The following is a 25,084-nucleotide window of genomic DNA, read 5'->3' as shown; positions in this document are numbered from 1 at the left end:
GCTCAACCCTTGAAGAACTGATTGGCCTTGGCGTACGGCATCGACTGCGAGGTAAAGCCGAAGGTGCCGGATTGCTGGATCTCTTCAGCGGCGCGGAAAAACTCGCCGAACGCTGCCAACGCCAAGGCCGAACCGGTACTGATCCGCCGCACACCCATGTTTTGCAACTCCTGCACGGTCAGTTTCAAACCGCCGGACATCAGCACGTTGACCGGTTTCGGCGCCACCGCGCGCACCACCGCCAGCACTTCCTCGGCGTTGCGCAAACCTGGCGCGTACAACACGTCAGCGCCGGCCTCGGCGAAGGCCTGCAAGCGGCGAACGGTGTCGTTGATATCGGGATTGCCGTGCAGATAATTCTCCGCACGGGCAGTCAGGATGAAGGGGAATGGCAACGTGCGCACCGCGGCGACCGCAGCTTCGATACGCGCCACGGCGTGTTCAAAGCAATAGATCGGCGCGTCTGCACGGCCCGTGGCGTCTTCGATCGAGCCACCGACCGCACCCGCCTCGGCTGCACAAATCAGGCTTTTCGCGGCTTCGGCCGGGTCATCGGCAAAACCGTTTTCCAGGTCCACCGCCACTGGCAAATCGGTGGCCGCGACAATCGCGCGGACATTGGCCAGGGTCTCATCAAGACTCAAGGCACCGTCAGCCTTGCCCTGGGAAAACGCATAGCCGGCGCTGGTCGTCGCCAAGGCCTGATAGCCGAGACTCGCGAGCATTTTTGCCGAGCCGGCGTCCCACGGATTGGGAATGACGAAAGTCCCCGAACGTTCATGCAGGGCTTTGAAGGCGTGGGCCTTACGGGTTTGTTCTTGAAGGGCTGAGGCGTCCATCGGCTGGCTCCCGGGCAGGAAAAATTCCGCCTCAGAGCAGGTCAAGCTGCTCGGCGGCGGGCTCTCTGTATAGCTCAGGCAGCGCTGGCAGGCCAGGCAAACGTTGCATCAATTGCGTGTGAAAACGTTGCGCCAGTTTTGCCGCCAACAGGTTGTCGGCGGTGTGCAGGAAGATGTACGGCGTACGGCCCTCTTCAATCCACTCGGCGATTTTCGCCACCCACGGCACAAGGAAATTATCGTTAGCCTCAAGCTCGGGATGGCCAATGAAGCGCACTTGCGGAAACTGTGTGAACGCCGCCGGACGCGTCGGCACTCGCGGTTTCTTCGATTGCGCGTGAATCACCGAGGACTCAGTCGACAGGCAACTGAACAGCGCACGCGGGTCGAGGCAGATGCGTTCCACGCCACGGTCCAGCAGCAGGCGATTGAGCAGGCGTTCGCTCTCGCCCTTGGCGAAGAACTGTTCATGGCGCACTTCCACTGCCAGCGGGCAATCCAGCGCATCGATGAACGCCGCCAGTTCCGGCAGCCGCTGCGGCGTGAAGCTTTTCGACAATTGCAGCCACAGCGGCGAGACGCGCGCACCGAGGGGCTTGAGTAATTGCAGGAAAGTTTCTGCGGCGGTCAGCTGGTCGCGCAGATCACCGCTGTGGCTGATGTCGCCGGGAAATTTGGCGGTGAAGCGAAAGTGTTCGGGCATGACCTCGGCCCAACGCTGCACAGTGGCGGGCGATGGACTGGCGTAGAAGGTCGTGTTGCCTTCGACGGCGTTGAACACTTGCGAATAAAGACCGAGGAAATCGGAGGTTTTGGCGTCTACCGGGTACAGATACTCGCGCCAGGCGTTTTCGCTCCAGGACGGGCAACCGAGGTAGTAAGGCAAATCCATCAGATGTACAGATCGAGGCCCAGCACGTCTGCATCCCAATCGACAAAACCGGCGGTGCTCAGGTAGCTGGCCAAGGCCATTGCTACGCTCTTTTTCATCGCACGGTGGTAGATCATGTCTTGCTGACGGGCAGGCAGATTGCTCAGGCGTTGGGCCGAGGCTTTGGCAGCGCGGGCGGCCAGTTGCTCTTCAGTCGGGAATTCCAGCTCGCCGTCGATATCGTCGACGGACTCATCCACAGTCACATTGCCTTTGCGAGGCTTGCGCTTGATGGGGTAGGACTGAGAGGAAAGGCCGTCTATACGCATAATTTCATGCTCGGTATCGATGATGGCAATTTAGCGGCACTTGACCGACTTAGCAAACCGCCGAGTGATAACTAGAACACATAAAGCGCAAAAGGTTTAAAGCGGGGGGTTGGAAACTGACGATTGGCTGGATTCGCGGGCGACTCAGTTCCCTGTGGGAGCGAGCTTGCTCGCGAAGGCGGTGTGTCGGAGAAGCAGATCGAGACTGAGACACCCTTCGCGAGCAAGCTCGCTCCCACAGGGTTTGTGGTGAATCAGCGGGCTTTCGGGGTGGCGACTTTGTCGCGCAGGTAAACCGGTTGTGCGTCATCCGCCGGGATCGACTCGCCGCGTTCCCAGGCAAAACGCGCCAGCGTCAGCAGGTCTTCGGCATGGGGCAGCATGCCCGCATCCGAGCCGGTCAGCTCGACCGCGATCCGCTCGCCATAACCCCAACCGGTGCCGGCGCCGAACCACTCACCACTGGCATCCGCCGGCAGCGCAGCGACTTCCGGTGGCAACACCGCTTCGGCACCGACCAGCCGCATCTCCCCCGCTGTTTCGCGGTAGCAGCCCCAATACACTTCATCCATCCGTGCATCGATGGCCGCCGCCACCTGACTCACGCCATGTTCACGCAATGCGCGCTGGGCCAGCACGGCAAGGTTGGACACCGGCAACACCGGGCGATCCAGCGCGAACGCCAGACCCTGGACCACACCAATAGCGATCCGCACACCGGTAAACGCGCCCGGTCCGCGACCGAAAGCAATCGCATCAACCGCTTGCAGCGTGGTGCCAGCGTCGGCCAGCAGTTGCTGAATCATCGGCAGCAGCTTCTGCGCGTGCAGGCGTGGGATCACCTCGTAATGGCTCGTGACCTTGCCGTCATGCAGCAAGGCAACGGAGCAAGCTTCAGTCGCGGTGTCCAGGGCCAGCAAGGTGCTCATCGATGTTTCCAAAACAGGGGAGGGAAAAAGTGCGTCAGTATAAACAACTACGGCCCGCAAGCGGGCCGTGGATGATGCAGCCGATCAGACTTTTCAGCTCAGCGCGGCCAGCACCTTGGCGGTGATCGCATCGACCGAACCAACGCCCGGGATGTGGCTGTACTTCGGCTTGCCAGCGTTTTTGGCGGACAGGCTCTGATAGAACTCCACCAGCGGCTTGGTCTGCGAGTGGTAGACCGACAGGCGATGACGCACGGTTTCTTCGGTGTCGTCCTTGCGCTGTACCAGCTCTTCGCCGGTGATGTCGTCTTTACCCGCGATTTTCGGCGGGTTGTAGACGATGTGGTAAACGCGGCCGCTGGCTTCGTGAACACGACGACCGGCGATGCGTTGCACGATTTCTTCGTCTTCAACAGCGATTTCAACTACCGCGTCCAGCTCAACACCGGCAGTTACCAACGCTTCAGCCTGCGGAATGGTGCGCGGGAAGCCGTCGAACAGGAAACCGTTGGCGCAGTCTGGCTGAGCGATGCGATCCTGAACCAGTGCGATGATCAGGTCATCCGACACCAGGCCGCCGGCATCCATGATGCTCTTGGCTTGCACGCCCAGTGGAGTACCGGCCTTGACCGCTGCACGCAGCATGTCGCCAGTGGAAATTTGTGGAATGCCGAATTTTTCGGTGATGAACTTAGCCTGAGTACCTTTACCGGCCCCGGGAGCTCCCAGCAGAATGACGCGCATTAGATGTGCTCCTCAATTTTTTTATAAAAAGCTTTTACAAAACAAAGGATTCGCCGCTTGGGACGAATCCTGAAAATACGGGTCGTGGCCGCACAAACGGCCAAAGGCTGATCAAGATACACAGCAGGCTGCGCCCACACAAGACGCCAAAAGTCGGAGAAACCGACGCCCCCCGCGACCTCGCGACGCGGTAACCCAAGTCGCAACCCCATCCTTAACTGTCGCCTGGCGGCACTTTCGCCGGTCAGGCAACGTGACAGCCAGGTCTTCGTCCGGCTACCGCGCCCCACGACAAAAACGTTAGCCGGTATTTCGCAAACCGGCGGCAATCCCCGCCACAGACACCAGCAACGCCTGTTCCACCGGGCTGCCCTGCTCGACATCCTGCTGCCGCGAGCGGGCCAGCAATTCGGCCTGCAATAGATGCAGCGGGTCGAGGTAGGTGTTGCGCAACCGGATGAATTCAAGGGTGTCCGGGCTATGTGCCAGCAGCTGCGACTGGCCAGTCAGGCCGAGCACCACCGTGCACGCCTGCGACAATAGGTCGCGTAACTGCGCGCCCAACGGCAGCAAGTCCGGCTCGACCAGACGCTGATCGTAGGACAGTGCGATGTCCGCATCTGCCTTGGCCAGGACCATTTCCAGCATGTCGATACGGGTGCGGAAGAACGGCCACTGCTCGCGCATCTGCCCGAGCAACTCGCCTTCACCGCGCTCCAGCGCTTTGCTCAGCGCCGATTCCCAACCGAGCCACGCCGGCAGCATCAGCCGCGTTTGCGTCCAGCCGAAGATCCACGGAATTGCTCGCAGACTCTCGATACCGCCCGCACGACGTTTGGCCGGCCGACTGCCGAGCGGCAAACGGCCCAGTTCCTGCTCCGGGGTGGACTGGCGGAAGTACTCGACGAACTGCGGGTTTTCCCGCACCACCTGGCGATAAGCACTGACTCCGTCAGCCGCCAATTCGTCCATCAGATGACGCCATTCCGGTGTCGGTGGCGGTGGTGGCAGCAATGTCGCTTCAAGCACCGCCGCCAGATACAGATTGAGGTTTTGCTCGGCGATGTCCGGCAGGCCGAATTTGAAGCGAATCATTTCCCCCTGCTCGGTGGTGCGGAAACGCCCGGCCACCGACCCGGGTGGCTGCGACAGAATCGCCGCGTGGGCCGGGCCACCGCCACGGCCCACAGTGCCGCCGCGACCGTGGAACAGCAGCAGTTCGACTTGTTGCTCGCGGCAGATTTCCACCAGGCGTTCCTGCGCGCGATATTGCGCCCAGGCCGCCGCCGTAGTGCCGGCGTCCTTGGCCGAATCGGAATAACCGATCATCACTTCCTGCGGACCTTGCAGCCGCGCGCGATAACCCGGCAGCAGCAACAAACGCTCCATCACCGGCCCGGCGTTGTCGAGGTCGGCGAGGGTTTCGAACAGCGGCACCACGCGCATCGGCCGCAACACGCCGGACTCTTTGAGCAGCAGTTGCACGGCGAGCACATCGGAAGCGGCGCCAGCCATGGAGATCACGTAGGAACCGAGCGAAGCGCCCGGTGCGGCGGCGATTTCCTTGCAGGTGTTGAGCACTTCAGCGGTGTCGGCCGAGGGTTTGAAATGTGCTGGCAGCAGTGGCCGGCGATTGCTCAGTTCGCGGGTCAGAAAGGTGATGCGTTGCTCTTCGTCCCAGTCTTCATAACGACCGAGACCGAGGTAATCGGTGATTTCGGTCATCGCCGAACTGTGCCGCGACGAGTCCTGACGCACATCCAGACGCACGAGGAACAGGCCAAAAGTCACCGCCCGACGCAAGCAATCAAGCAGCGGGCCATCCGCAATCACGCCCATGCCGCATTCGTGCAGCGAGTTAAAGCACAGTTCCAGCGGATCGAGCAGATCGCGGTTGTTGTGCAACACATCGGCCGGCGCTGGTGTCGGTGCGGTCAGCGCGGCGTGTGCCCAGTTGCGCGTGGCGCGCAGACGTTCGCGCAGTTGTTTGAGCACCGCACGATACGGTTCGGCACTGTCGCCAGCCTTGGCTTTGAGGGCTTCGCTGGCCTGCTGCATCGACAGTTCAGCCGCGAGATGATCGACATCGCGCAGGTACAAATCCGCGGCCATCCAGCGCGCCAGCAGCAGCACTTCGCGGGTCACCGCAGCGGTGACGTTGGGGTTGCCGTCACGGTCGCCGCCCATCCACGACGCGAAGCGAATCGGCGCCGCTTCCAGTGGCAGACGCAGGCCGGTTGCTTCATGCAACGCCTTGTCGGCCTTGCGCATATGGTTGGGAATCGCCTGCCACAGCGAATGTTCGATCACCGCGAAACCCCACTTGGCTTCATCGACCGGCGTCGGGCGCGTGCGGCGGATCTCTTCGGTGTGCCAGGCTTCGGCGATCAGGCGTTGCAGGGTGTTCTGAATCTGTTCGCGTTCGGCGCTGGTCAGGTCGCGATGATCTTGCGCCGCGAGTTGCCCGGCGATCGCATCGTATTTCTGGATCAGCGTGCGTCGCGCGACTTCGGTCGGGTGCGCGGTCAGTACCAGTTCGATTTCCAGCCGCGCCAATTGCCGGGCCAGCGATTCAGCGCTGTGGCCTTCGTTACGCAAACGCGCGAGCAATTCCGGCAATACTCGAGATTCGAACGGCGCCGGCTGCGACTCTTCGCGCCGATGAATCAACTGATACTGCTCGGCGATGTTCGCCAGATTGAGAAACTGGTTGAACGCCCGCGCCACCGGGAGCAATTCGTCTTCGCTCAATTGATTGAGGCTGGCGCTCAGTTCAGCGTCCATCGAGCCACGGCGATCGGCCTTGGCGCCCTTGCGAATCTGCTCGATCTTGTCGAGGAAAGCCTCGCCGTACTGGTCTCGAATGGTGTTGCCCAACAGCTCTCCGAGCAGGTGAACGTCTTCGCGCAAGCGTGCATCAATATCGGTCATCAGCAATTCCCCAGCAGTAATCCGGACGGCTTAGAAACGAGTGCATGACCTAGAGAGTGCCGCTCTACGACGCTTCTTACAAGCAGCCGACCAAGGGACTTTAAACCTTGCGGACAAAAGCTAGTCTCAACAGTAAGCCGTACAACGGCTTGCCGCCGGCGCTGCCGGACACTCACCCAGGCCTGCCATGAGCAGGCGCGAAATGAGGTCATCATGAAAATTCGTGAACTCGCCCAGCATTGGGAAGAAAACGCCAAGGGTCGCCTGACCGACACTGGCTACACGATTCATCTGGACGTTGAAGCCGCCGCACGGCTGGCGGCGATTGCCGAGATGTACCCGAAACGGCATGCCGAAGAACTGCTCGGTGAACTGATTGGCGCAGCGCTCGAAGAGTTTGAAGCGAGCCTGCCGTATGTGAAAGGTTCGACGGTGGTGGCGACGGATGAGGAAGGTGATCCGTTGTATGAGGATGTCGGGCCTACGCCGCGGTTTCTGGCGTTGTCGCGCCGGCATCTGCATGACCTGTCGGCTGTTGAAGGCAAGCAAAAACACTGACACAACCTAGTCCAAAACTGTGGGAGCGAGCCTGCTCGCGAATGCGGTATATCAGTCGACATTGATGGCGACTGGCACACCGCTTTCGCGAGCAGGCTCGCTCCCACATTGACTGCATTTTTGCCTCCAGATCGACTTGTTTTCAGTATTGGAAACTCCAGCGCGTACCACTCTCTGCCGCCAAAGTTCCCGCCCTAGAGCCTTGTCCATTCGGTCAAAAAATATTTTGGCGATAGGCCATCTTTTCTGAACTTTTGAAAAATCCCGCCGGTCGGAACCTGTAACCACGCCTGGAACGAGCGTTTCAAAAACGCGCTTTCACACGTCGCTTGCGGCTCCTCGACCAGGATGGATTCAGATGTATTCAGGAGATGCCTAATGGAGTTGAAGACCATGAAAAACCAAACCACATTTGCACACTTGCGCGGTCTGAAACTGGCCGCTCTGGCCATCGGCACCAGCTTCGTGCTGGCTGGTTGCGCCGGTAACCCGCCGACCGAGCAGTACGCCGTGACCCAGTCGGCCGTGAACAGCGCGGTCAGCGCCGGCGGTACCGAGTTTGCTGCCGTTGAGATGAAGCAAGCGCAGGACAAACTGAAACAAGCCGAAATCGCCATGCACGACAAGAAGTATGACGAAGCGCGCACCCTGTCCGAGCAAGCCGAGTGGGACGCTCGCGTCGCAGAACGCAAGGCTCAGGCCGCAAAAGCCGAACAGGCTGTGAAGGATTCCCAGAAAGGTGTTCAGGAACTGCGTCAGGAAAGTCAGCGCACCGTGCAGTAAGCGCGCATCCCGATCGCAAAGCTGAAACTTTTATCGATAGAAAGGACGAAAATTATGCGTAAGCAACTGATGATCCCCGCTCTTCTGGCTGCAAGTGTTGCTCTGGCTGCGTGCTCGACTCCGCCTAACCCGAACCTGGAACAGGCGCGTACCAACTACGCCGGCCTGCAAGCCAACCCACAGGCGAGCAAAGTCGCAGCACTGGAAACCAAAGACGCCAGCGACTACCTGGACAAGGCCGACAAGGCTTATCTGGACAAGCAAGACACGGCCAAAGTCGACCAACTGGCCTACCTGACCAACCAGCGCGTGGAAGTGGCCAAGCAGACCATCGCCCTGCGCACCGCTGAAAACAATCTGAAGAACGCCGCCGCGCAACGTGCCCAGGCGCGCCTGGATGCTCGCGATCAGCAGATCAAGCAGCTGCAGGACAGCCTGAACGCCAAGCAGACCGATCGCGGTACGCTGGTGACTTTCGGTGACGTGCTGTTCGCCACCGATCGTGCTGACCTGAAATCCAGCGGTTTGGTGAACATCAACAAACTGGCGCAATTCCTCCAGGAAAACCCTGATCGCAAAGTGATCGTCGAGGGTTACACCGACAGCACCGGGACCGCCAGCCACAACCAGTCGCTGTCCGAGCGTCGCGCCAACTCCGTGCGCACCGCGCTGGTGAAAATGGGCGTTGATCCAGCGCGCATCGTCACTCAAGGCTACGGCAAGGAATACCCGGTTGCCGAGAACGGCAGCGCCTCCGGCCGTGCGATGAACCGTCGGGTGGAAGTGACCATTTCCAACGACAACCAGCCAGTGATGCCGCGTTCGGCGGTCAGCTCGAACTAAGCGCCCTGCTGTAACGCAAAAGCCCCGCCTGAGTGATCAGGTGGGGCTTTTTTGTGGGGGCTGATATCGCGGCCCCTCACCCCAGCCCTCTCCCGAGGGAGAGGGAGCTGATTTGTGGTGCTTTCAGAATTTGTGTTCGACACAAGGGATCAGGCTGGTTTTTTTGTGCGGGCTGAAATCGCGGCCCCCACAAAAAAGCCCTCTCCCGAGGGAGAGGGCTGGGGTGAGGGGCTTTCAGAATTTGTGTTCGAAACGATGGATCAGGTCGGCGCATAGCGAAAGAACACCTCGGTCAGTCCCCTCTCCCTCTGGGAGAGGGTTAGGGTGAGGGCTGAACCTGCAGAATCACTCTTGCAGCTTCTGCGGGGTCTCTTCGCCCATGCAACGCACCGCTTTTTTCTGTGCATTGATCAACACGCCGGTCAGGCCTTTCTGCTCGGTATCAAACAACACCAGCACGCCATCAATGCACTGCGCCACTTGCGGTGCCGGATCCAGAGAGACTTTGTAATCCTCACCCGGCACAGTCTTGAGCATGGTGAATTCATTGAGCAGCAACGCATCCTCGGGTTTGGCGAAATGCAGGTAACCGTAGTACCACAGCGCCCCGACGGTGCCGAGGATGCTGCAGATACCGGTGATGATCAGCGGGATGGCGTTACGTTCTTCACTCATTGCGGACTCTCATCTTCAGAATTCGGGGGTTGCGGGTAATTGGGGATTTCGCCGAGGCGACGCAGGCCGTTGAAATGCTCTGGATCCTCCAGATAGCGCAGCATCACTTGGCGCCACACCGGATCGCCAAACGTCTGCACATGCCCGCCACGGGTCAGTTGCAGCACGCGCGGGGGCGGCGCAGCTTGATACAGACGGATACCGTTGGAAAGCGGCACCAGCGGATCGTCGATACTGTGGTAGATCAGTTTCGGCACGCCGTTGAGCTGCGGCATCGAGTTGATTGCGCTGTCACTGTCCGGCACCAGCCACGACAGCGGCACCTGAAATGGCCAGGTTAGCCACGAGGTGCTGAGAGCATATTGGCCAACGCTGCGATAGCTGGCGGGCACACCGTCTAGCACCAGCGCTTTCAGCTGTTTTTGCCGCTCGGGATGCTGCACCAGCCAATGCACGGCCATTGAACCGCCGAGGCTCTGGCCGAGCAGCACCAGCGGTTTACCTTTGACTTCCGACGCCTTGTCCAGCCACGCAAACGCCGCGTCGATGTCCTGATAGATCGCCGGCAAACTCGGCTCGCCCTCGGACAAGCCATACCCGCGATAGTCCACCAGCAGCACTTGATAGCCATTTTTCGGCAGCCACCAACTGCCGCCCAAGTGCATCGGCAGATTGCCGCCGTTGCCGTGCAGGTGCAGGACGGTGCCCTTGACCTCTACGCCGGGTTTGGCCGGCAGCCACCAGGCATTGAGCTTGAGGCCATCCGCCGTGACCAGCGTGACGGTGCGGTATTCGAGTTTGGCTTTTTCCGGGGTAAAAATCTGGCCCGGCTCGGGATAGAACAACAAAGAGCTGCAACCGCCGAGGGTCAAGAGCAGGCAGAAGATGCCGAGGATTCTCATCCGGTGAAACCTCGCAAAAGATTCGGATTGGAACACCATTAAAAACTGTAGGAGTGAGCCTGCTCGCGATAGCGGTGTTTCAGTCGCTATTTGTGTTGATTGACACACCGCTATCGCGAGCAGGCTCACTCCTACAGGGGGTTAGTGTGTGGGCTAGAGAATGTTGGAGTAATCCGCTTCGATCCGGTCCAGGCTCAAATGATTGAGGAAGTTGGAGAAGCACATCCATGCCGACAATGCATTCAAATCGCGGAACTGGTCCGGCAGATATTTCGGCGGCACCACCAGTCCCTCATCCACCAACTGACGCAAGGTACGCATGTCTTCCAGCGTGGTCTTGCCGCAGAACAACAACGGAATCTGCTCAAGCTTGCCTTTACGCACGGCCAACTGAATGTAGTTGTAAACCATGATAAAGCCCTTGAGGTAGGACAAGTCTTTGGTGAATGGCAGACCGGTCGGCGTCGATCCACGGAAAACCCGACTGGCGTTGCCATAACTTTCTGCCATTTCAAAACCCTGCTCGCGGAAGAACTCGAAGATCTGCAAGAAGTCCGCGCCCTCCTCGACCATGTGAATGGCGCGGGTGCGGTTGGTCAGTTTGCGCAGGCGGCTCGGGTAAGAGGCGAAGGTGATGATTTCCATGAGGATCGCCAGGCCTTCCTGCGTCACTGTCGACGACGGCGGGCCTTTGGACAGGAAGGTGCAAATCGGCTGGTTCAAACCGTTGAGCGTGGTGCCAACGTGCACCAGGCCCTCGTGGACTTCCAGCGCGCGCACGTCGCGGTCGTTGAACATCGCGTCGGTGCGGATCTTGATGTAATCCGCGCCCGCCGCCGCGTCGGCAACGATGCCGTCGGACTCAAACACGCGGATGGTTTCCTCAGCCTCGCCAAAAACCTTGTTCAGACGAGTCTGCAGCAGGTGAACGGCGTCCTTGGCGGTGAGGATTTTCGGCTCGTCCTTCAGATCGCCACGGCCATCAATGTTGTTCAGATAGTCGGACATCATCAGGCCGAGATCGGCCAGCGTCGGGTCACCAGCGTGGAAAGCATCGGACGCGGCGCCGTACAGCTCTTGCGAGATCAGACCGAAATCCTCGGTGCCGCGCGCTTCGAGCATGCGCACCACCATGCGGTATTCCTTGCACATGCGCCGCATGATCTGCCCGACCGGGTTGAACTGGCCGAGCTGGCGGGTGATGTCGCGCTCGATGTTCTGGAACTCCAGTTTGACCTTGCTCGAATCAAAGCTCAGCGGCCGATTGAGGTAGTAGTCGCGATCAATGGCGGGCATTTCCTTGCCCTTGGCCTTGAGGAAACCCTTGCGGATATTCTCGTCCCACTTGACCGCGTCGAGCACACGGATCGGCGTCTGCGCCAGCACAATGCGGTCGGACAACATGCGTATCGTCTGCTGGTAATCGTCCACCCGAAACTCCTGTAGAAAACCTGACGGTCTGAATTATTTGGCGCGGGCCTGACGCTGGTAGCGCACAGCTTCGACGAAAACATCGGAATTGGCCGGATCGTCGAGGTAAGCAAAGACCTTGTCGAGATTACTGTCGACTTGCACACCGTCGCCATCGTCGGTCTGGAAGACCTGACCGTCGAGGGCTTTCTGTTTGATCGCTTGATTGATCTGCTCGAGATCGAGGTTGTAGACCACCAGTTCGTGTTTGTCGGTGAGTTCGAAACCGGCGATGGTGAAATGGCCACCGTACTGCGCGGGGACTTTCGCCGACAGATACCAGCGGTTGCCGTGGCGCGACACGGTGAAGGGATAGGCTTCGCGTTCGTGGGGTTTGGCCTTGAAGTACGTAACGGCCTGATAGCGATCGTTGCCCAATCGCGTCAGCTCAAGGTTCATCGGATCGCCCCAGGCATTGGTGCTCGACCATTTGCCGAGCAGGCCCTTGGGCGCCGGGTCACTGGCGGCCAGCGGCTCCTTGAAGGTCACCAGACAGCCACCGAGCAGCAGGAACGACAAGGCGATCAGCACGCCACGCCAGGCTTTCATTCAATACTCCCTATGAACATTCGCCGCCCCTTGAATACTCCACCGAACCTGTGGGAGCGAGCTTGCTCGCGAAAGCGTCAGCACAGCCAACATTAGTGTTGAATGTCAGTCCGTCTTCGCGAGCAAGCTCGCTCCCACAGGGTTCGGTGTTTCCCCTGAGGATCAGACCGACGCGAGCACCAGGTGCATGTAGCGCGTCAGAATGCCGAGCATGTCCTCTTCGGCCAAAGGCTCGGCGTCGTTGAGCAGGCCCTGATATTCCATCCGTCCGATAATCGCCGTCAACACCTTGGCATCCTGTTGCGGTTCGCGCGAGCCCAATACCTGAAACAACTGGCAAGTGCCCTGCAGCAGAATCTGCTGATGCGAGCGCACCAGAATCGCCAGACGCGGGTTGAGCAACGCCTCCTGACGGAACGCCTGTTCAGCCATCAAGTGCTCACGACGGTTGACCAACTGCCGGTGCACGTAGTCCGCCATCAGCCGCGCAATATCGTCGGCCAGTTGCGAGCGCGACTCCGGACTGCCGTCGCCACTGACGACCATGTCACGCAACAGGCCTTCATTGTTGATCCACAACTTGGCCATGTACGCAGCGCTGCGCTCGACGTATTGAGCGAAGGTATCGGTGAGCAGGTCGTCGATATCCTTGAAGTAATAGGTGGTCGCCGACAACGGCACACCGGCCTCGGCAGCCACGGCGCGGTGGCGCACGGCGCGCACGCCGTCGCGCACGACAATCCTCATCGCGGCGTCGAGAATGTCCTGTCGACGCTGCTCACTGCCCTGTCGGCTGGCCTTGCGACCCTGGTACTGAACACTTTCAGCGACCGCAGTGGCGATACCCGCTGCACCTTCTTGAGCGATTGCAACCATCACGACTGGACTTCCTCTGCTATTTCAAAAGTAACCAATTGATACATTTGTACCAGACAGGCAATAAAAAGCCGCCTGTTTTAGGCGGCTTTTCAACTGAAACGTTTACGCTTGCGGTCGCATGTGCGGGAACAGGATCACATCGCGGATCGACGGTGAGTTGGTCAGCAACATCACCAGACGGTCGATGCCGATGCCTTCACCCGCCGTTGGCGGCATGCCGTACTCCAGCGCGCGCACGAAGTCGGCGTCGTAGTGCATGGCTTCGTCGTCGCCAGCGTCCTTGTCGGCCACCTGCGCCATGAAGCGCTCGGCCTGGTCTTCCGCGTCGTTCAACTCGGAGTAGGCGTTGGCGATTTCACGGCCACCGATGAACAGCTCGAAACGGTCGGTGACGTTCGGGTTGTCATCGTTGCGACGGGCCAGCGGCGACACTTCGAACGGATACTGAGTGATGAAGTGCGGCTGTTCCAGCTTGTGCTCGACCAGCTCTTCGAAAATCATCACCTGCAGCTTGCCCAGACCTTCGAAGCCCAGCACCTTGGCGCCGGCCTTCTTGGCGATGGCGCGAGCCTTGTCGATGTCGTTCAGATCATCGGCGGTCAGCTCAGGGTTGTACTTGAGGATCGAGTCGAACACCGACAGGCGCACGAACGGCTCGCCGAAGTGGAACACCTTGTCGCCGTACGGCACGTCGGTGCTGCCCAGCACCAGCTGCGCCAGTTCACGGAACAGTTCTTCGGTCAGGTCCATGTTGTCTTCGTAGTCGGCGTAAGCCTGGTAGAACTCCAACATGGTGAATTCAGGGTTGTGACGAGTCGAAACGCCTTCGTTTCGGAAGTTGCGGTTGATCTCGAAAACCTTTTCAAAGCCACCAACCACCAGACGCTTGAGGTACAGCTCAGGGGCGATGCGCAGGAACATTTCCATGTCCAGCGCGTTGTGGTGGGTTTCGAACGGCTTGGCAGCAGCGCCGCCCGGAATGGTCTGCAGCATCGGCGTTTCGACTTCGAGGAAGTCGCGCTTCATCAGGAAGCTGCGGATGTGCGCGATCACTTGCGAACGCACGCGGAAGGTCTGACGCACTTCTTCGTTGACGATCAGGTCAACGTAGCGCTGACGGTAGCGCTGTTCGGTGTCGGTCAGGCCGTGATGCTTGTCCGGCAGCGGACGCAGCGATTTGGTCAGCAGACGCACGCTGGTCATTTCAACGTACAGGTCGCCCTTGCCGGAACGCGCCAGAGTGCCTTCGGCGGCAATGATGTCGCCCATGTCCCAGGTTTTTACCGCGGCCAGGGTGTCTTCCGACAAGGTTTTACGGTTGACGTAGACCTGGATGCGACCGGTCATGTCCTGAATCACCATGAACGAGCCACGGTTGAGCATGATGCGACCGGCAACCTTGACCGGGATTGCAGCCTCTGCCAGCTCTTCCTTGGTCTTGTCCGCGTATTTCTTCTGCAGATCTTCGCAGTAGTTTTCGCGGCGGAAGTCATTCGGGAAGGCGTTGCCCTTGGCGCGCTCGGCAGCCAGCTTTTCCTTGCGCAGGGCGATCAGGGAGTTTTCTTCCTGTTGCAGGGCTTGCGGGTCGAGTTGTTGGTCGCTCATGTCTTTAGATATTCCATCAGGTTCGTTGCCCCCTGACCTTGCGGCCCGGGGATCGCCAGCAGGGCTGGCTCCTACAGGGATCGTGCTGAATCAGCCGATGCTGTATTGCGTCTTTTACAGCCCGGATTTCAGGCTGGCTTCCAGGTATTCGTCGATATCACCGTCGAGTACCTTGTCGCAGTCGCTGCGTTCGATGTTGGTGCGCAGATCCTTGATCCGCGACGCATCGAGCACGTACGAGCGAATCTGGTGACCCCAGCCGATGTCGGACTTGGTGTCTTCCAGCGCTTGCGACGCGGCGTTGCGTTTCTGCATTTCCTGCTCGTACAACTTGGCCCGCAGCATTTTCATGGCGGTGTCCTTGTTGGCGTGCTGGGAACGTTCGTTCTGGCAGCTGACCACGGTGTTGGTCGGTACGTGAGTGATACGTACGGCCGAGTCGGTGGTGTTTACGTGCTGACCACCGGCACCGGAGGAACGATAGGTGTCGATCCGCAGGTCTGCCGGGTTGATTTCGATTTCCACCTTGTCGTCGATCTCTGGCGAGACGAAAACCGCGGAGAACGAAGTGTGGCGACGGTTGCCGGAGTCGAACGGGCTCTTGCGCACCAGACGGTGCACGCCGATCTCGGTACGCAGCCAGCCAAAGGCGTATTCGCCCTTGATGTGCACGGTCGCGCCTTTGATACCGGCGACTTCACCAGCCGACAGTTCCATGATGGTCGCGTCGAAACCGCGTTTATCCGCCCAGCGCAGGTACATGCGCAGGAGGATGTTGGCCCAGTCCTGGGCTTCGGTGCCGCCGGAGCCGGCCTGGATGTCCAGGTAGGCGTTGTTCGGGTCCATTTCATGGCTGAACATGCGACGGAATTCCAGCTTGGCCAGATTTTCCTCGAGACGGGCCAGCTCGGCGACGACATCGCCCACTGCGCCTTCGTCGTTTTCTTCGACGGCCATGTCCAGCAGGTCGCGGCAATCGGCCAAACCGCCGTTCAGTTCGTCGAGAGTATCGACGATCTGTGCCAGCGCGGCGCGCTCGCGGCCCAGTTCCTGGGCGTATTCAGGTTTGTTCCAGACACTCGGATCTTCAAGCTCGCGATTGACTTCGGTCAGACGCTCATGCTTTTGATCGTAGTCAAAGATACCCCCGAATAGTTTCGGAGCGCTCGGACAGGTCCTTGATGGTGTTCAGGATCGGGTTGATTTCCATGACGGGCAGCACTCGTTGGCGAACTTTTGAAAGCCGGCGAGTATAACGTAATCAGGCTGTGACGGCAGCCCGTCTGGCGGGTGTGGGGATCATTAAAGCCTTTGCCCTCACCCTAGCCCTCTCCCAGAGGTAGAGGGGACCGATTGGGGGATATTTGAGAGGTACGCCGACGTGAAAGGGCTTGGCTGAATCCGGAAATGCCAAGCTTGCAGATCCATAATCGACTCGGTCGATCAGGTCGATGTACAGCGCCAGACACCTCGGTCGGCCCCCTCTCCCTCTGGGAGAGGGCTGGGGTGAGGGAAAGGGCGTTACTCGATCCCGACCTGATTACGCCCGTTGTTCTTGGCCAGGTACAGGCCCCGGTCCGCCGCCGAAATCAGCAACCGGCAATCACTGCCCGCCTGCGGCACCATCGTCGCCAGACCAATACTGATCGTAAGACTCGCCCCTTCCGCCGGAGTGTTGTGCGGAATCTTCAGCGAAACCACAGTCTGCCGCAGCTTTTCCGCGACCAGTCGCGCGCCGCCCGGCGAGGTGTTCGGCAGCACCAGCACAAACTCCTCACCGCCATAACGCGCCGGCAGGTCCGACGGTCGCGCGCTGGCATCACGAATCGCCGTGGCGACCTTGCGCAACGCCTCATCCCCTTCAACGTGGCCAAAGCTGTCGTTGTAGGACTTGAAGTAATCAACGTCGATCATCAGCAACGACAACTGGCTCTGGTCACGCTGCGAGCGGCGCCACTCCAGTTCCAGGTACTCGTCGAAGTGGCGGCGGTTGGACAGTCCGGTCAGACCATCGGAGTTCATCAAGCGTTGCAACACCAGATTGGTGTCGAGCAGTTGCTGCTGGCTGACCCGTAGCGCGCGGTACGCGGCATCGCGTTGCAACAAAGTCATGTAGGAGCGCGAGTGATAGCGGATGCGCGCCACCAGTTCGATGGTGTCCGGCAGTTTCACCAGATAGTCGTTGGCCCCAGCGGAGAACGCCGCGCTCTTGATCAGCGGGTCTTCCTTGGTCGACAGGACGATGATCGGAATGTCCTTGGTCGCCGGGTGATTGCGGTATTCGCGCACCAGGCTCAGGCCATCGAGGCCGGGCATCACCAGGTCCTGCAGGATCACCGTCGGTTTGATCCGCACCGCCTGGGCAATGGCCTGCTGCGGGTCGGAACAGAAGTGGAAGTCGATGTTTTCCTGATTCGACAGCCCACGGCGCACGGCTTCGCCGATCATCGCCTGATCATCCACCAACAACACCATGGCGGCGTTTTCGTCGGTTTTAATGTCGTCGATCTGTAAGTCATTCATGGGCGGTCACCTGAGTACTGCGGGGGCCAGGATTGCGGATTGACCTGATCATCTGGGGAAAATCTCCTGCAATCGTGGCGCTATTCTTTCCAGCGGACGTATTTCTACGGCGGCATCAATGGCCGCAGCGGCCTTGGGCATGCCGTACACCGCACTGCTTTGCTGATCCTGCGCGATGGTCAGGTAACCCTGTTGGCGCATGAGCTTAAGCCCTTGCGCGCCGTCGCGCCCCATCCCGGTCAATAAAACCCCGACGGCGTCGCCATTCCAATAGCTGGCGACACTCTCGAAAAACACATCGATCGAGGGTCGATAGATCTCGTTGACCGGCTCGGCGGTGTAGGCCAGCGTGCCGTTTTTCAATAAGCGAATATGGTGATTGGTGCCGGCCAGCAGCACCGCGCCGGCCTGTGGCGGTTCGCCTTCGCGGGCGAGTCGTACATCGAGGCCGCTGGCGCTGGCCAGCCACTCTGCCATGCCAGCGGCGAATACCTGATCGACGTGCTGCACCAGCACAATCGCCGCCGAGAAATCTTTCGGCAAGCCTTTGAGCAACACCTCCAGCGCCGCCGGCCCACCTGCCGATGAGCCGATCGCCACCAATCGCTGGCACGAAGCGGAGCTGCGCTGGGCAGTCGGTACCGGGCGTGAGCGTTGCGGTTTCTCGCCGATCAGCCAGCCGATGTTCAGGATTTTGCGCAACAACGGCGCTGCCGCTTCCCGAGCATCACCGACGCCGAGGGCCGGGGTATCGACCACGTCCAGCGCGCCGTGGCCCATGGCCTCGAAGACCCGGTGCACGTTTTGCTGACGGTCGACGGTGACGATGACGATCGCGCATGGGGTTTCAGCCATGATCCGCCGAGTCGCTTCGACGCCATCCATCACCGGCATGATCAGATCCATCAGGATCAGGTCCGGGGTGTTTTCGGCGCACAGTTGCACCGCCTCGGCACCGTTGCGGGCGACCCAGACCACCTGATGCGCCGGCTCGAAGGCCAGCGCCCGGCGCAGCGCCTCTACCGCCATGGGCATGTCGTTGACGATTGCGATCTTCATGCCCGCGCTCCTCCGATAAGCTCGACCACTGCGTCGAGCAGGGCGTCGTCATGAAAACTGGCTTTGGCTAAATAATAGTCGGCGCCGGCATCGAGGCCACGGCGACGATCCTCTTCCCGATCCTTGTACGACACGACCATCACCGGCAGCGATTGCAGACGGTTATCGCGGCGCAGCAATGTGACCAGTTCGATGCCGTCCATGCGCGGCATGTCGATGTCGGTGATCAGCAAATCGAAGTCCTCCGAACGCAGCGCGTTCCAACCGTCCATGCCGTCCACCGCCACCGCGACGTCGTAGCCGCGATTGAGCAGCAGTTTGCGTTGCAGCTCGCGCACGGTCAGCGAATCGTCGACCACCAGCACCCGCTTTCGCGCCGCCTCGGCGGCCTGATTGCCATGACGGGCGATGCGCTCAAGGCGCCCGGTATTGAGCAGTTTGTCCACCGAACGCAGCATGTCTTCGACATCGACGATCAACACCACCGAGCCGTCGTCAAGCAAAGCGCCGGCAGAGATGTCCTGCACTTTGCCCAGACGTTCGTCGAGTGGCAAGACCACCAGCGTGCGCTCGCCAATGAAACGCTCCACGGCGACGCCATAAATCGTATCGCGCTCGCGAATAACCACGACTTTAAGGGTTTCGCCGCTGTTCTGGCTGGCCGGGCGGTTGAGCAACTGACTGGCCGCAACCAGCCCGACATGCTGGCCTTCGTGCCAGAAATGCTGACGGCCCTCGACTTGCACGATGTCTTCCGGCGCCAGATCACACATGCGCTCGATGTGCGCCAGCGGGAAGGCATACGCCTCTTCGCCGACTTCGACGACCAGGCTGCGCACCACCGACAAGGTCAGCGGCACTTCCAGATGGAAGCGACTGCCCTCGCCCGCCGTCTGCTCCAGCACCACCGCACCGCGCAACTGACGAACCATGTGTTGGACGGCATCGAGGCCAACGCCCCGCCCGGACACTTCGGTGACCGTGTCGCGCAAGCTGAAACCGGGCAGAAAGAGGAAGGTCAGCAGTTCTTCTTCGCTTAGCTGCGCTGCGGTTTCGGCTGGTGATAACTGCCGCTCGACGATGCTGCGGCGGACCTTCTCCAGGTCGACGCCATTGCCGTCATCGCTCAGTTCCAGCACCAGCAGACCGGCCTGATGCGAGGCGCGCAGGCGGATCAGGCCCTCTTCTGATTTGCCTTTAAGCAGACGCTGCTCAGGGGTTTCGATGCCGTGATCGACAGCGTTGCGCAGCAAATGCGTCAGCGGTGCTTCGAGTTTCTCCAGCACGTCGCGGTCGACCTGGGTTTTTTCGCCTTCGATCTCCAGGCGTACCTGTTTGCCAAGGCTGCGACCCAGATCCCGCACCATGCGCACTTGACCGGTCAGCACATCGGCGAAGGGCCGCATGCGGCAGGCCAGCGCGGTGTCGTAGAGCACTTGCGCGCGCTGGCTGGCCTGCCAGGCGAATTCGTCGAGTTCGGCGTTTTTCTCACTCAGCAGTTGCTGGGATTCGGCGAGCAAACGGCGCGCGTCCTCCAAGGCTTCCAGCGCTTCAAGGCTCAGCGCGTGCTCCTTGAGGTGGACGTTGAGGTTTTCCAGCGCACGCAGACCGTTGTTCTGCATGCGCTTGAGACGCTGCATGGTCGCCAGGTGCGGCTTAAGCCGCTGGGTTTCCACCAGCGATTTACTCGACAGATCGAGCAGACTGTTCAGGCGTTCGGCGGTAACGCGCAAGACGCGTTCGCCACCTTCGGTGGTGCGTTTGTTGTTGCGTGGCGCTGGCTCTGGCATCTCAGTCGGAACGTCGATAACGGGCGCTGGCGGTGTCGGCTCAACTCGCGGAGCTTCCAGTTGCAATTCGGCCATGACTGGCGTTGCGACAACGGGCGAGGACGATGGATCCAGCAACTGCGCCATCAACGCCACATACGCTTCGATGTCAGCCGGTTGCGGAGCATTCGCTGGCGTCGCAACGCGCATCAGCAAATCGGTGCCCTGCAACAACGCATCGATATGTTCGGGGCGCAGTAACAAGCGCCCTTCTTGCGCGCTGACCAGACAATCTTCCATGACATGGGCGACGCTGACGCCGCTGTCGATGCCGACAATTCGTGCCGCGCCTTTGAGCGAGTGCGCCGCGCGCATGCACGATTCCAGTTGATCGGCCTGAGTCGGGTTGCGCTCGAGTGCCAGCAACCCGGCGCTGAGTACTTGGGTCTGCGCTTCGGCTTCGAGGCTGAACAACTCCAGCAGCGAGGCGTCGCGCATTTGCTCGGGGGTCATGTGAGGCTCCGGGTCACGGCGGACAGCAGCTGTTCTTCATCCAGCCAACGCAGGCTGCGCCCTCGATATTGCAGAACACCACGGGTGTATTTGGCACTGGTTTGCGCGCCGGACTGCGATGCCGCATCAAGAATGCGCTCGTCGATGGCATGAATGCCGTCGACCTCATCCACCGGCACCACCACCGGCCCGCCATGGGCAGCAATGATCAACATGCGCGGCATGATTCGCACACCTGTGGCCGGCGCGACGTTGCCATCCAGATCGAGCAATTCAACCAGTGACAGGCACGCCACCAGCGCGCCACGCACATTGGCCACGCCGAGCAAGGCTCGCGAGCGCTGGTGCGGCAGCGAGTGAATCGCTTGCAGCGGCGCCACTTCGACGAGACTGCGCGTCGCCAGCCCCAGCCATTCTTCGCCGAGCCGGAACATCAGCAGCGAGCGGGTTTTCACATCGCTTTCCACAGCGATCGCCACCGGGTCGCGCTCGTCCTGCTGCAACGCATAACGGTCAAGCAAGCGCGTGGCGGCGGCGGAATACACCGAGCAATTGCGGCAATGAATATGCTCTTCCAGCAGCGGGCAGGACTTGTCGCCATGAATGCCGATGCGGTTCCAGCAATCATCGATGGCCCGGGCGTCTTCGTGGGTGACGTTCAAGGTGTCGGACGGGATCATCGTTTACGCTCACTGTCAGCGGTGCGGCCGCTGCGGGCGGCGCGCTCCTGCAATCGTCTGGCACCCGCCGTGTCGCCCTGGGCCTGAAGCAGCGCAGCCAGGTGCATCAACGCTTCGGGGTGTTGCGGTTCGAGGTACAAAGCCTTGCGATAGAATCCCTGGGCTTCGAGGGTCAGGCCGGCGACATCACTGAGCAAGCCGAGCCAGTAGAACACCTGGGCCACCGGTTCGTGGCTGCGCAAATACTGTTCACACGCGGCGCGCGCTTCGGCACTTTTACCCTCGTTGGCCAGCGCGGCGATGTTGGCCAGCAACGTCGCCGCGTCCGGGTTCGCGCTTTTACTGGCGATCGGCAGCGGCGGTACGACGGCAAACGGTCGATTGCGCACCGGCACTGGCGGTGTGTTGCGCTGCGGCTGGCTGATCGGCACCGCGACCGGTTTTGCTGTCGGCAGCGGCTCGGGGTGCGGGTCGCTGTGGCGGCTGAAGGCAAAGGATTGCGGGATACCGATTGAGCGCATGCCCAAACGCCCGAGCAGACTGCCCTCGGCCGGGCCGATAAACAGCACGCCATCGAAATGGGTCAGGCGCTTGAGCACCTCGAACACCAGTTTTTGCGTCGGCTGATCGAAATAGATCAACAGATTGCGGCAGAACACGAAATCGAACGCCGGCTCACTGGCCAGAAGCGTCGGATTCAGAACATTGCCGACCTGCAAGCGCACCTGCTCACGTACGTTCTCGTTGACCCGATGGCCGTCCTGCTCAGGGGTGAAATGCCGTTCGCGAAAGTCCAGATCCTGGCCGCGAAACGAGTTTTTGCCATACAGCGCGCGCCGCGCCTTCTCCACCGACAGCGGACTGACGTCCATGCCATCGACCTTGAACTGGTGCGGTTTAAGCCCGGCATCGAGCAAGGCCATGGCAATCGAATAGGGTTCTTCGCCGGTGGAGCACGGCAGGCTGAGGATACGCAGCGCGCGCATGTTGTTCAGCTCGGCGAGGCGATTGCGCGCCAGTTTGCCCAGCGTGGCGAAGGATTCCGGGTAACGGAAAAACCACGTTTCCGGGACGATCACTGCTTCGATCAACGCCTGTTGCTCATCCCGCGAGCCTTGCAGCAACTGCCAATACTCATCGGCATGCGCCGCTTGCGAGAGCGTTGTACGCTGCCGCAAGGCCCGCTCAATGATCGCCGGACCCACCGACGTCACATCAAGGCCGATGCGTTCTTTGAGAAAGTCGAAAAAACGCTGATCGCTGCTCATGTCTGCGCCTCGAGCTGCGCCGGACTCAGCGGACGATCGGGGAACAGCAAGGCGCGCACCTCGTCATCGAGCAAGTCATTGACCCGCACCCATTGCACCAATCCCTGCGCATCTTCGCGAACAGGGCCGAGGTATGGCGCCTCGCGGTTGTCGAGGCCGTAAGGCTGAAACTCGTGCGGATGGCAACGCAGGGTGTCGGTGGCCTGTTCGAGAATCAGCCCGAGCCATTGCGCCGGCTGCGCTTCATCCGGCTGATAATTCACCAACACCAGCCGTGTACTGGTGCGCGCCTCGGCGGGATGGCCAAAGGTCAATGCACTGAGGTCGATCACCGGCACCACCGCACCGCGATAGGCAAACACCCCGGCGACCCACTGCGGCGCGCGCGCAATCGGCTTCAACGGCAGGCGCGGCAGTACCTCCGCCACTTCGGTGGCGCGCAGGGCGTAACGCTCGCTGCTGATGCGAAACAGCAGGAACAACGCCGGCTTCGCCACCTGCGCAGCGCTGCGTTTGGCGATGATTTCGCTCATCAGACTTTGAATCGCGAAACGCCGCTGCGCAGCCCGACGGCCACTTGGCTCAGTTCGTCGATGGCGAAACTGGCCTGACGCAACGATTCGACGGTCTGGCTGCTGGCGTCGCCCAACTGCACCAGCGCGTGGTTGATCTGCTCGGCACCGGTGGCCTGCGCCTGCATACCTTCGTTGACCATCAGCACCCGTGGCGCCAGCGCCTGCACCTGATGGATGATCTGCGACAGCTGTTCGCCGACCTGCTGCACTTCAGACATGCCGCGACGCACTTCTTCGGAGAATTTGTCCATGCCCATCACACCCGCCGACACCGCCGACTGAATCTCGCGAACCATCTGTTCGATGTCGTAAGTGGCGACAGCGGTCTGATCCGCCAGCCGTCGCACTTCAGTTGCAACCACGGCGAAACCGCGACCGTATTCACCGGCCTTCTCGGCTTCGATCGCTGCGTTGAGCGACAACAGGTTGGTCTGGTCGGCAACCTTGACGATGGTCACCACCACCTGGTTGATGTTGCCGGCCTTCTCATTGAGGATCGCCAGTTTGGCATTGACCAGATCGGCCGCGCCCATCACCGAGTGCATGGTGTCTTCCATGCGCGCCAAGCCTTGCTGGCCGGAGCCGGCGAGCACCGAGGCCTGATCGGCCGCGGTGGACACTTCAGTCATGGTGCGCACCAGATCGCGCGAGGTGGCGGCGATCTCTCGGGACGTTGCGCCGATTTCGGTGGTGGTCGCAGCGGTTTCGGTGGCGGTGGCTTGCTGTTGCTTGGAGGTGGCGGCGATCTCGGTCACCGAGGTGGTGACCTGCACTGACGAACGCTGTGCCTGGGACACCAGTGCGGTCAGCTCGGTCATCATGTCGTTGAAGCCGGTTTCCACAGCGCCGAATTCATCCTTGCGGTCGAGGTTCAGGCGCGAACTGAGGTCGCCGGTGCGCATGGTTTCGAGGATCTGCACGATGCGGTTCATCGGCGCCATGATTGCGCGCATCAACAACAGCCCACACAAACCAGCGGCCAGGACGGCGACCAACAGGGAAATGAACATGCTGACTTTGGCAGCCGCCACAGCCTCGTCGATATTGTTCATGGCCTCATCGGCGACTCTCTTGTTTTCACCGATGATGTCGTTGAGCTTCATACGCCCGGAATACCAGGCGGGCGTGAGCTTGTCGTGGAACATCCTGACCGCATCGGCTTCCAGGTTACGCTTGTGCAGGTCCAGCACGGCATCCTGAATCTGGAGGTAGGCGTCGTGGTACTTCTCGAACGCGGCGAACTCGAGACGATCCTCGTCGGTCGCCATGGTCTTGCGATAGTTCTCCATTTGCTCCTGCAAACGCGCCTCGAAAGCCTTGTAGTCTGCCGCGTCCTCGCTGGAAATCCCCTCGCCTTCCTTGAGCCCGAGCAGTTCCTGAGTCTGCAGATAGCTGTCGACCCACGCGCCACGAATCATCGAGCTGTAATAGACGCCGGGAATCGCGTCATCGCGCACGCTGTTTTCACTGGCCTCGATCTTCAATAGTCGCGAATACGAGACGACGACCATCAGCAACATGATGGCGATAATCACCGCAAAGCTCGCCAAAATGCGTTGGCGCAACGTCCAGTTCTTCACAGTGATTCCTCGTGCCTGATCGAAATGCGGGGAGTATAGCCGAGGGCGCTGTTTCATTTATAAGACGCTTTTGACCCTCGTGCCTGTCCGGCGGGGTTGGCGGGAAGGCTCTGGGGTGGGACTGTCCGACAATTGCGGGTGGGCGTGCCAGTGGGGTAATGGCAAAAAGGGACGATGGAATGGTCAGTGCCGTCGCTGTGGCCGGAAAAT

General features: G+C 60.4%; 23 protein-coding genes. 3 read left to right on the top strand and 20 right to left on the bottom strand.

Annotated features, from left to right (window positions below; all coding sequences use genetic code 11):
• Window positions 1-2: 2 nt before the first annotated feature.
• From GTU76_RS18745 to ppc, 6 genes are all read right to left on the bottom strand, one after another.
• Window positions 3-839, bottom strand: coding sequence for an isocitrate lyase/PEP mutase family protein (locus GTU76_RS18745; RefSeq protein WP_180699300.1), 837 nt, complete (start codon window positions 837-839; stop codon window positions 3-5).
• A gap of 31 nt (window positions 840-870) precedes the next feature.
• The gene (locus GTU76_RS18740; RefSeq protein WP_180699298.1) at window positions 871-1,731 is read right to left on the bottom strand and encodes a DUF72 domain-containing protein; all 861 of its coding nucleotides are present in this window, start codon (window positions 1,729-1,731) and stop codon (window positions 871-873) included.
• A complete protein-coding gene (locus GTU76_RS18735) occupies window positions 1,731-2,039 on the bottom strand; it encodes a hypothetical protein (protein WP_008078387.1) in 309 nt (102 codons plus the stop codon). Before GTU76_RS18735 ends, GTU76_RS18740 begins: the two co-directional genes overlap by 1 nt.
• A gap of 254 nt (window positions 2,040-2,293) precedes the next feature.
• Window positions 2,294-2,968: a tRNA (adenosine(37)-N6)-threonylcarbamoyltransferase complex dimerization subunit type 1 TsaB gene (gene tsaB / locus GTU76_RS18730; protein WP_016983306.1), complete on the bottom strand. Its 675-nt coding sequence runs from the start codon at window positions 2,966-2,968 to the stop codon at window positions 2,294-2,296.
• 93 nt (window positions 2,969-3,061) lie between these two features.
• A complete protein-coding gene (gene adk, locus GTU76_RS18725; RefSeq protein WP_008078383.1) occupies window positions 3,062-3,712 on the bottom strand; it encodes an adenylate kinase in 651 nt (216 codons plus the stop codon).
• 300 nt (window positions 3,713-4,012) lie between these two features.
• Window positions 4,013-6,643 (bottom strand): phosphoenolpyruvate carboxylase, encoded by a 2,631-nt coding sequence (ppc, locus tag GTU76_RS18720; protein ID WP_180699297.1) that lies wholly within the window; start codon window positions 6,641-6,643, stop codon window positions 4,013-4,015.
• 213 nt (window positions 6,644-6,856) lie between these two features.
• Between ppc and GTU76_RS18715 the strand changes: the two genes are divergently transcribed.
• The 3 genes from GTU76_RS18715 to lptF all read left to right on the top strand — a co-directional run bounded on the left by GTU76_RS18715 (window position 6,857) and on the right by lptF (window position 8,827).
• On the top strand, window positions 6,857-7,201 hold the full coding sequence (locus GTU76_RS18715; RefSeq protein WP_016983304.1) for a hypothetical protein: 345 nt from the start codon (window positions 6,857-6,859) through the stop codon (window positions 7,199-7,201).
• 378 nt (window positions 7,202-7,579) lie between these two features.
• The gene (locus GTU76_RS18710) at window positions 7,580-7,984 is read left to right on the top strand and encodes a DUF4398 domain-containing protein (RefSeq protein WP_016983303.1); all 405 of its coding nucleotides are present in this window, start codon (window positions 7,580-7,582) and stop codon (window positions 7,982-7,984) included.
• 54 nt (window positions 7,985-8,038) lie between these two features.
• Window positions 8,039-8,827 (top strand): lipotoxin F family OmpA-related lipoprotein LptF, encoded by a 789-nt coding sequence (lptF, locus tag GTU76_RS18705; RefSeq protein ID WP_180699295.1) that lies wholly within the window; start codon window positions 8,039-8,041, stop codon window positions 8,825-8,827.
• Window positions 8,828-9,172: 345 nt separating this feature from the next.
• Here the strand turns inward: lptF and GTU76_RS18700 are convergent, their stop codons facing one another.
• From GTU76_RS18700 to GTU76_RS18635, 14 genes are all read right to left on the bottom strand, one after another.
• The gene (locus GTU76_RS18700) at window positions 9,173-9,502 is read right to left on the bottom strand and encodes a PA3694 family proteiin (RefSeq protein ID WP_016983545.1); all 330 of its coding nucleotides are present in this window, start codon (window positions 9,500-9,502) and stop codon (window positions 9,173-9,175) included.
• The gene (locus GTU76_RS18695; protein ID WP_180699293.1) at window positions 9,499-10,404 is read right to left on the bottom strand and encodes an alpha/beta hydrolase; all 906 of its coding nucleotides are present in this window, start codon (window positions 10,402-10,404) and stop codon (window positions 9,499-9,501) included. Before GTU76_RS18695 ends, GTU76_RS18700 begins: the two co-directional genes overlap by 4 nt.
• 153 nt (window positions 10,405-10,557) lie before the next feature.
• A complete protein-coding gene (locus tag GTU76_RS18690; RefSeq protein WP_175555733.1) occupies window positions 10,558-11,808 on the bottom strand; it encodes a flavohemoglobin expression-modulating QEGLA motif protein in 1,251 nt (416 codons plus the stop codon).
• A 60-nt stretch (window positions 11,809-11,868) separates the two neighbouring features.
• The gene (locus GTU76_RS18685; RefSeq protein WP_016983548.1) at window positions 11,869-12,423 is read right to left on the bottom strand and encodes a hypothetical protein; all 555 of its coding nucleotides are present in this window, start codon (window positions 12,421-12,423) and stop codon (window positions 11,869-11,871) included.
• A 162-nt stretch (window positions 12,424-12,585) separates the two neighbouring features.
• Window positions 12,586-13,299 (bottom strand): TetR/AcrR family transcriptional regulator, encoded by a 714-nt coding sequence (locus tag GTU76_RS18680; RefSeq protein WP_175555734.1) that lies wholly within the window; start codon window positions 13,297-13,299, stop codon window positions 12,586-12,588.
• Between the two features lie 105 nt (window positions 13,300-13,404).
• Window positions 13,405-14,907, bottom strand: coding sequence for a lysine--tRNA ligase (gene lysS / locus GTU76_RS18675; RefSeq protein ID WP_016983551.1), 1,503 nt, complete (start codon window positions 14,905-14,907; stop codon window positions 13,405-13,407).
• 114 nt (window positions 14,908-15,021) lie between these two features.
• Window positions 15,022-16,117, bottom strand: a protein-coding gene (gene prfB / locus GTU76_RS18670) for a peptide chain release factor 2 (RefSeq protein WP_099758102.1) whose coding sequence is annotated in 2 segments (ribosomal slippage) — window positions 15,022-16,044 and window positions 16,046-16,117 — 1,095 coding nt in all. Because the reading frame shifts where the segments join, the coding sequence is not laid out codon by codon here.
• Window positions 16,118-16,428: 311 nt separating this feature from the next.
• Entirely contained in the window at window positions 16,429-17,430 is a 1,002-nt protein-coding gene (locus GTU76_RS18665) for a response regulator (protein WP_180699292.1), read from the bottom strand.
• Window positions 17,431-17,478: 48 nt separating this feature from the next.
• A complete protein-coding gene (cheB, locus tag GTU76_RS18660; RefSeq protein WP_180699290.1) occupies window positions 17,479-18,489 on the bottom strand; it encodes a chemotaxis response regulator protein-glutamate methylesterase in 1,011 nt (336 codons plus the stop codon).
• Window positions 18,486-20,771, bottom strand: a complete 2,286-nt coding sequence (locus tag GTU76_RS18655) for a hybrid sensor histidine kinase/response regulator (RefSeq protein ID WP_180699288.1) — start codon at window positions 20,769-20,771, stop codon at window positions 18,486-18,488. Before GTU76_RS18655 ends, cheB begins: the two co-directional genes overlap by 4 nt.
• Window positions 20,768-21,451 (bottom strand): chemotaxis protein CheW, encoded by a 684-nt coding sequence (locus GTU76_RS18650; RefSeq protein WP_180699287.1) that lies wholly within the window; start codon window positions 21,449-21,451, stop codon window positions 20,768-20,770. Before GTU76_RS18650 ends, GTU76_RS18655 begins: the two co-directional genes overlap by 4 nt.
• Window positions 21,448-22,719, bottom strand: coding sequence for a CheR family methyltransferase (locus tag GTU76_RS18645; RefSeq protein WP_180699285.1), 1,272 nt, complete (start codon window positions 22,717-22,719; stop codon window positions 21,448-21,450). The genes GTU76_RS18650 and GTU76_RS18645 overlap by 4 nt, the downstream gene beginning before the upstream one ends.
• Entirely contained in the window at window positions 22,716-23,252 is a 537-nt protein-coding gene (locus tag GTU76_RS18640; RefSeq protein WP_016983560.1) for a chemotaxis protein CheW, read from the bottom strand. Before GTU76_RS18640 ends, GTU76_RS18645 begins: the two co-directional genes overlap by 4 nt.
• Window positions 23,252-24,874, bottom strand: a complete 1,623-nt coding sequence (locus tag GTU76_RS18635) for a methyl-accepting chemotaxis protein (protein ID WP_180699284.1) — start codon at window positions 24,872-24,874, stop codon at window positions 23,252-23,254. The genes GTU76_RS18640 and GTU76_RS18635 overlap by 1 nt, the downstream gene beginning before the upstream one ends.
• Between the last annotated feature and the right edge of the window lie 210 nt (window positions 24,875-25,084).

It is taken from the genome of Pseudomonas crudilactis, assembly GCF_013433315.1.
Taxonomy (GTDB): Bacteria; Pseudomonadota; Gammaproteobacteria; order Pseudomonadales; family Pseudomonadaceae; genus Aquipseudomonas; species Aquipseudomonas crudilactis.
This window is presented reverse-complemented; position numbering and strand designations above follow the sequence as displayed.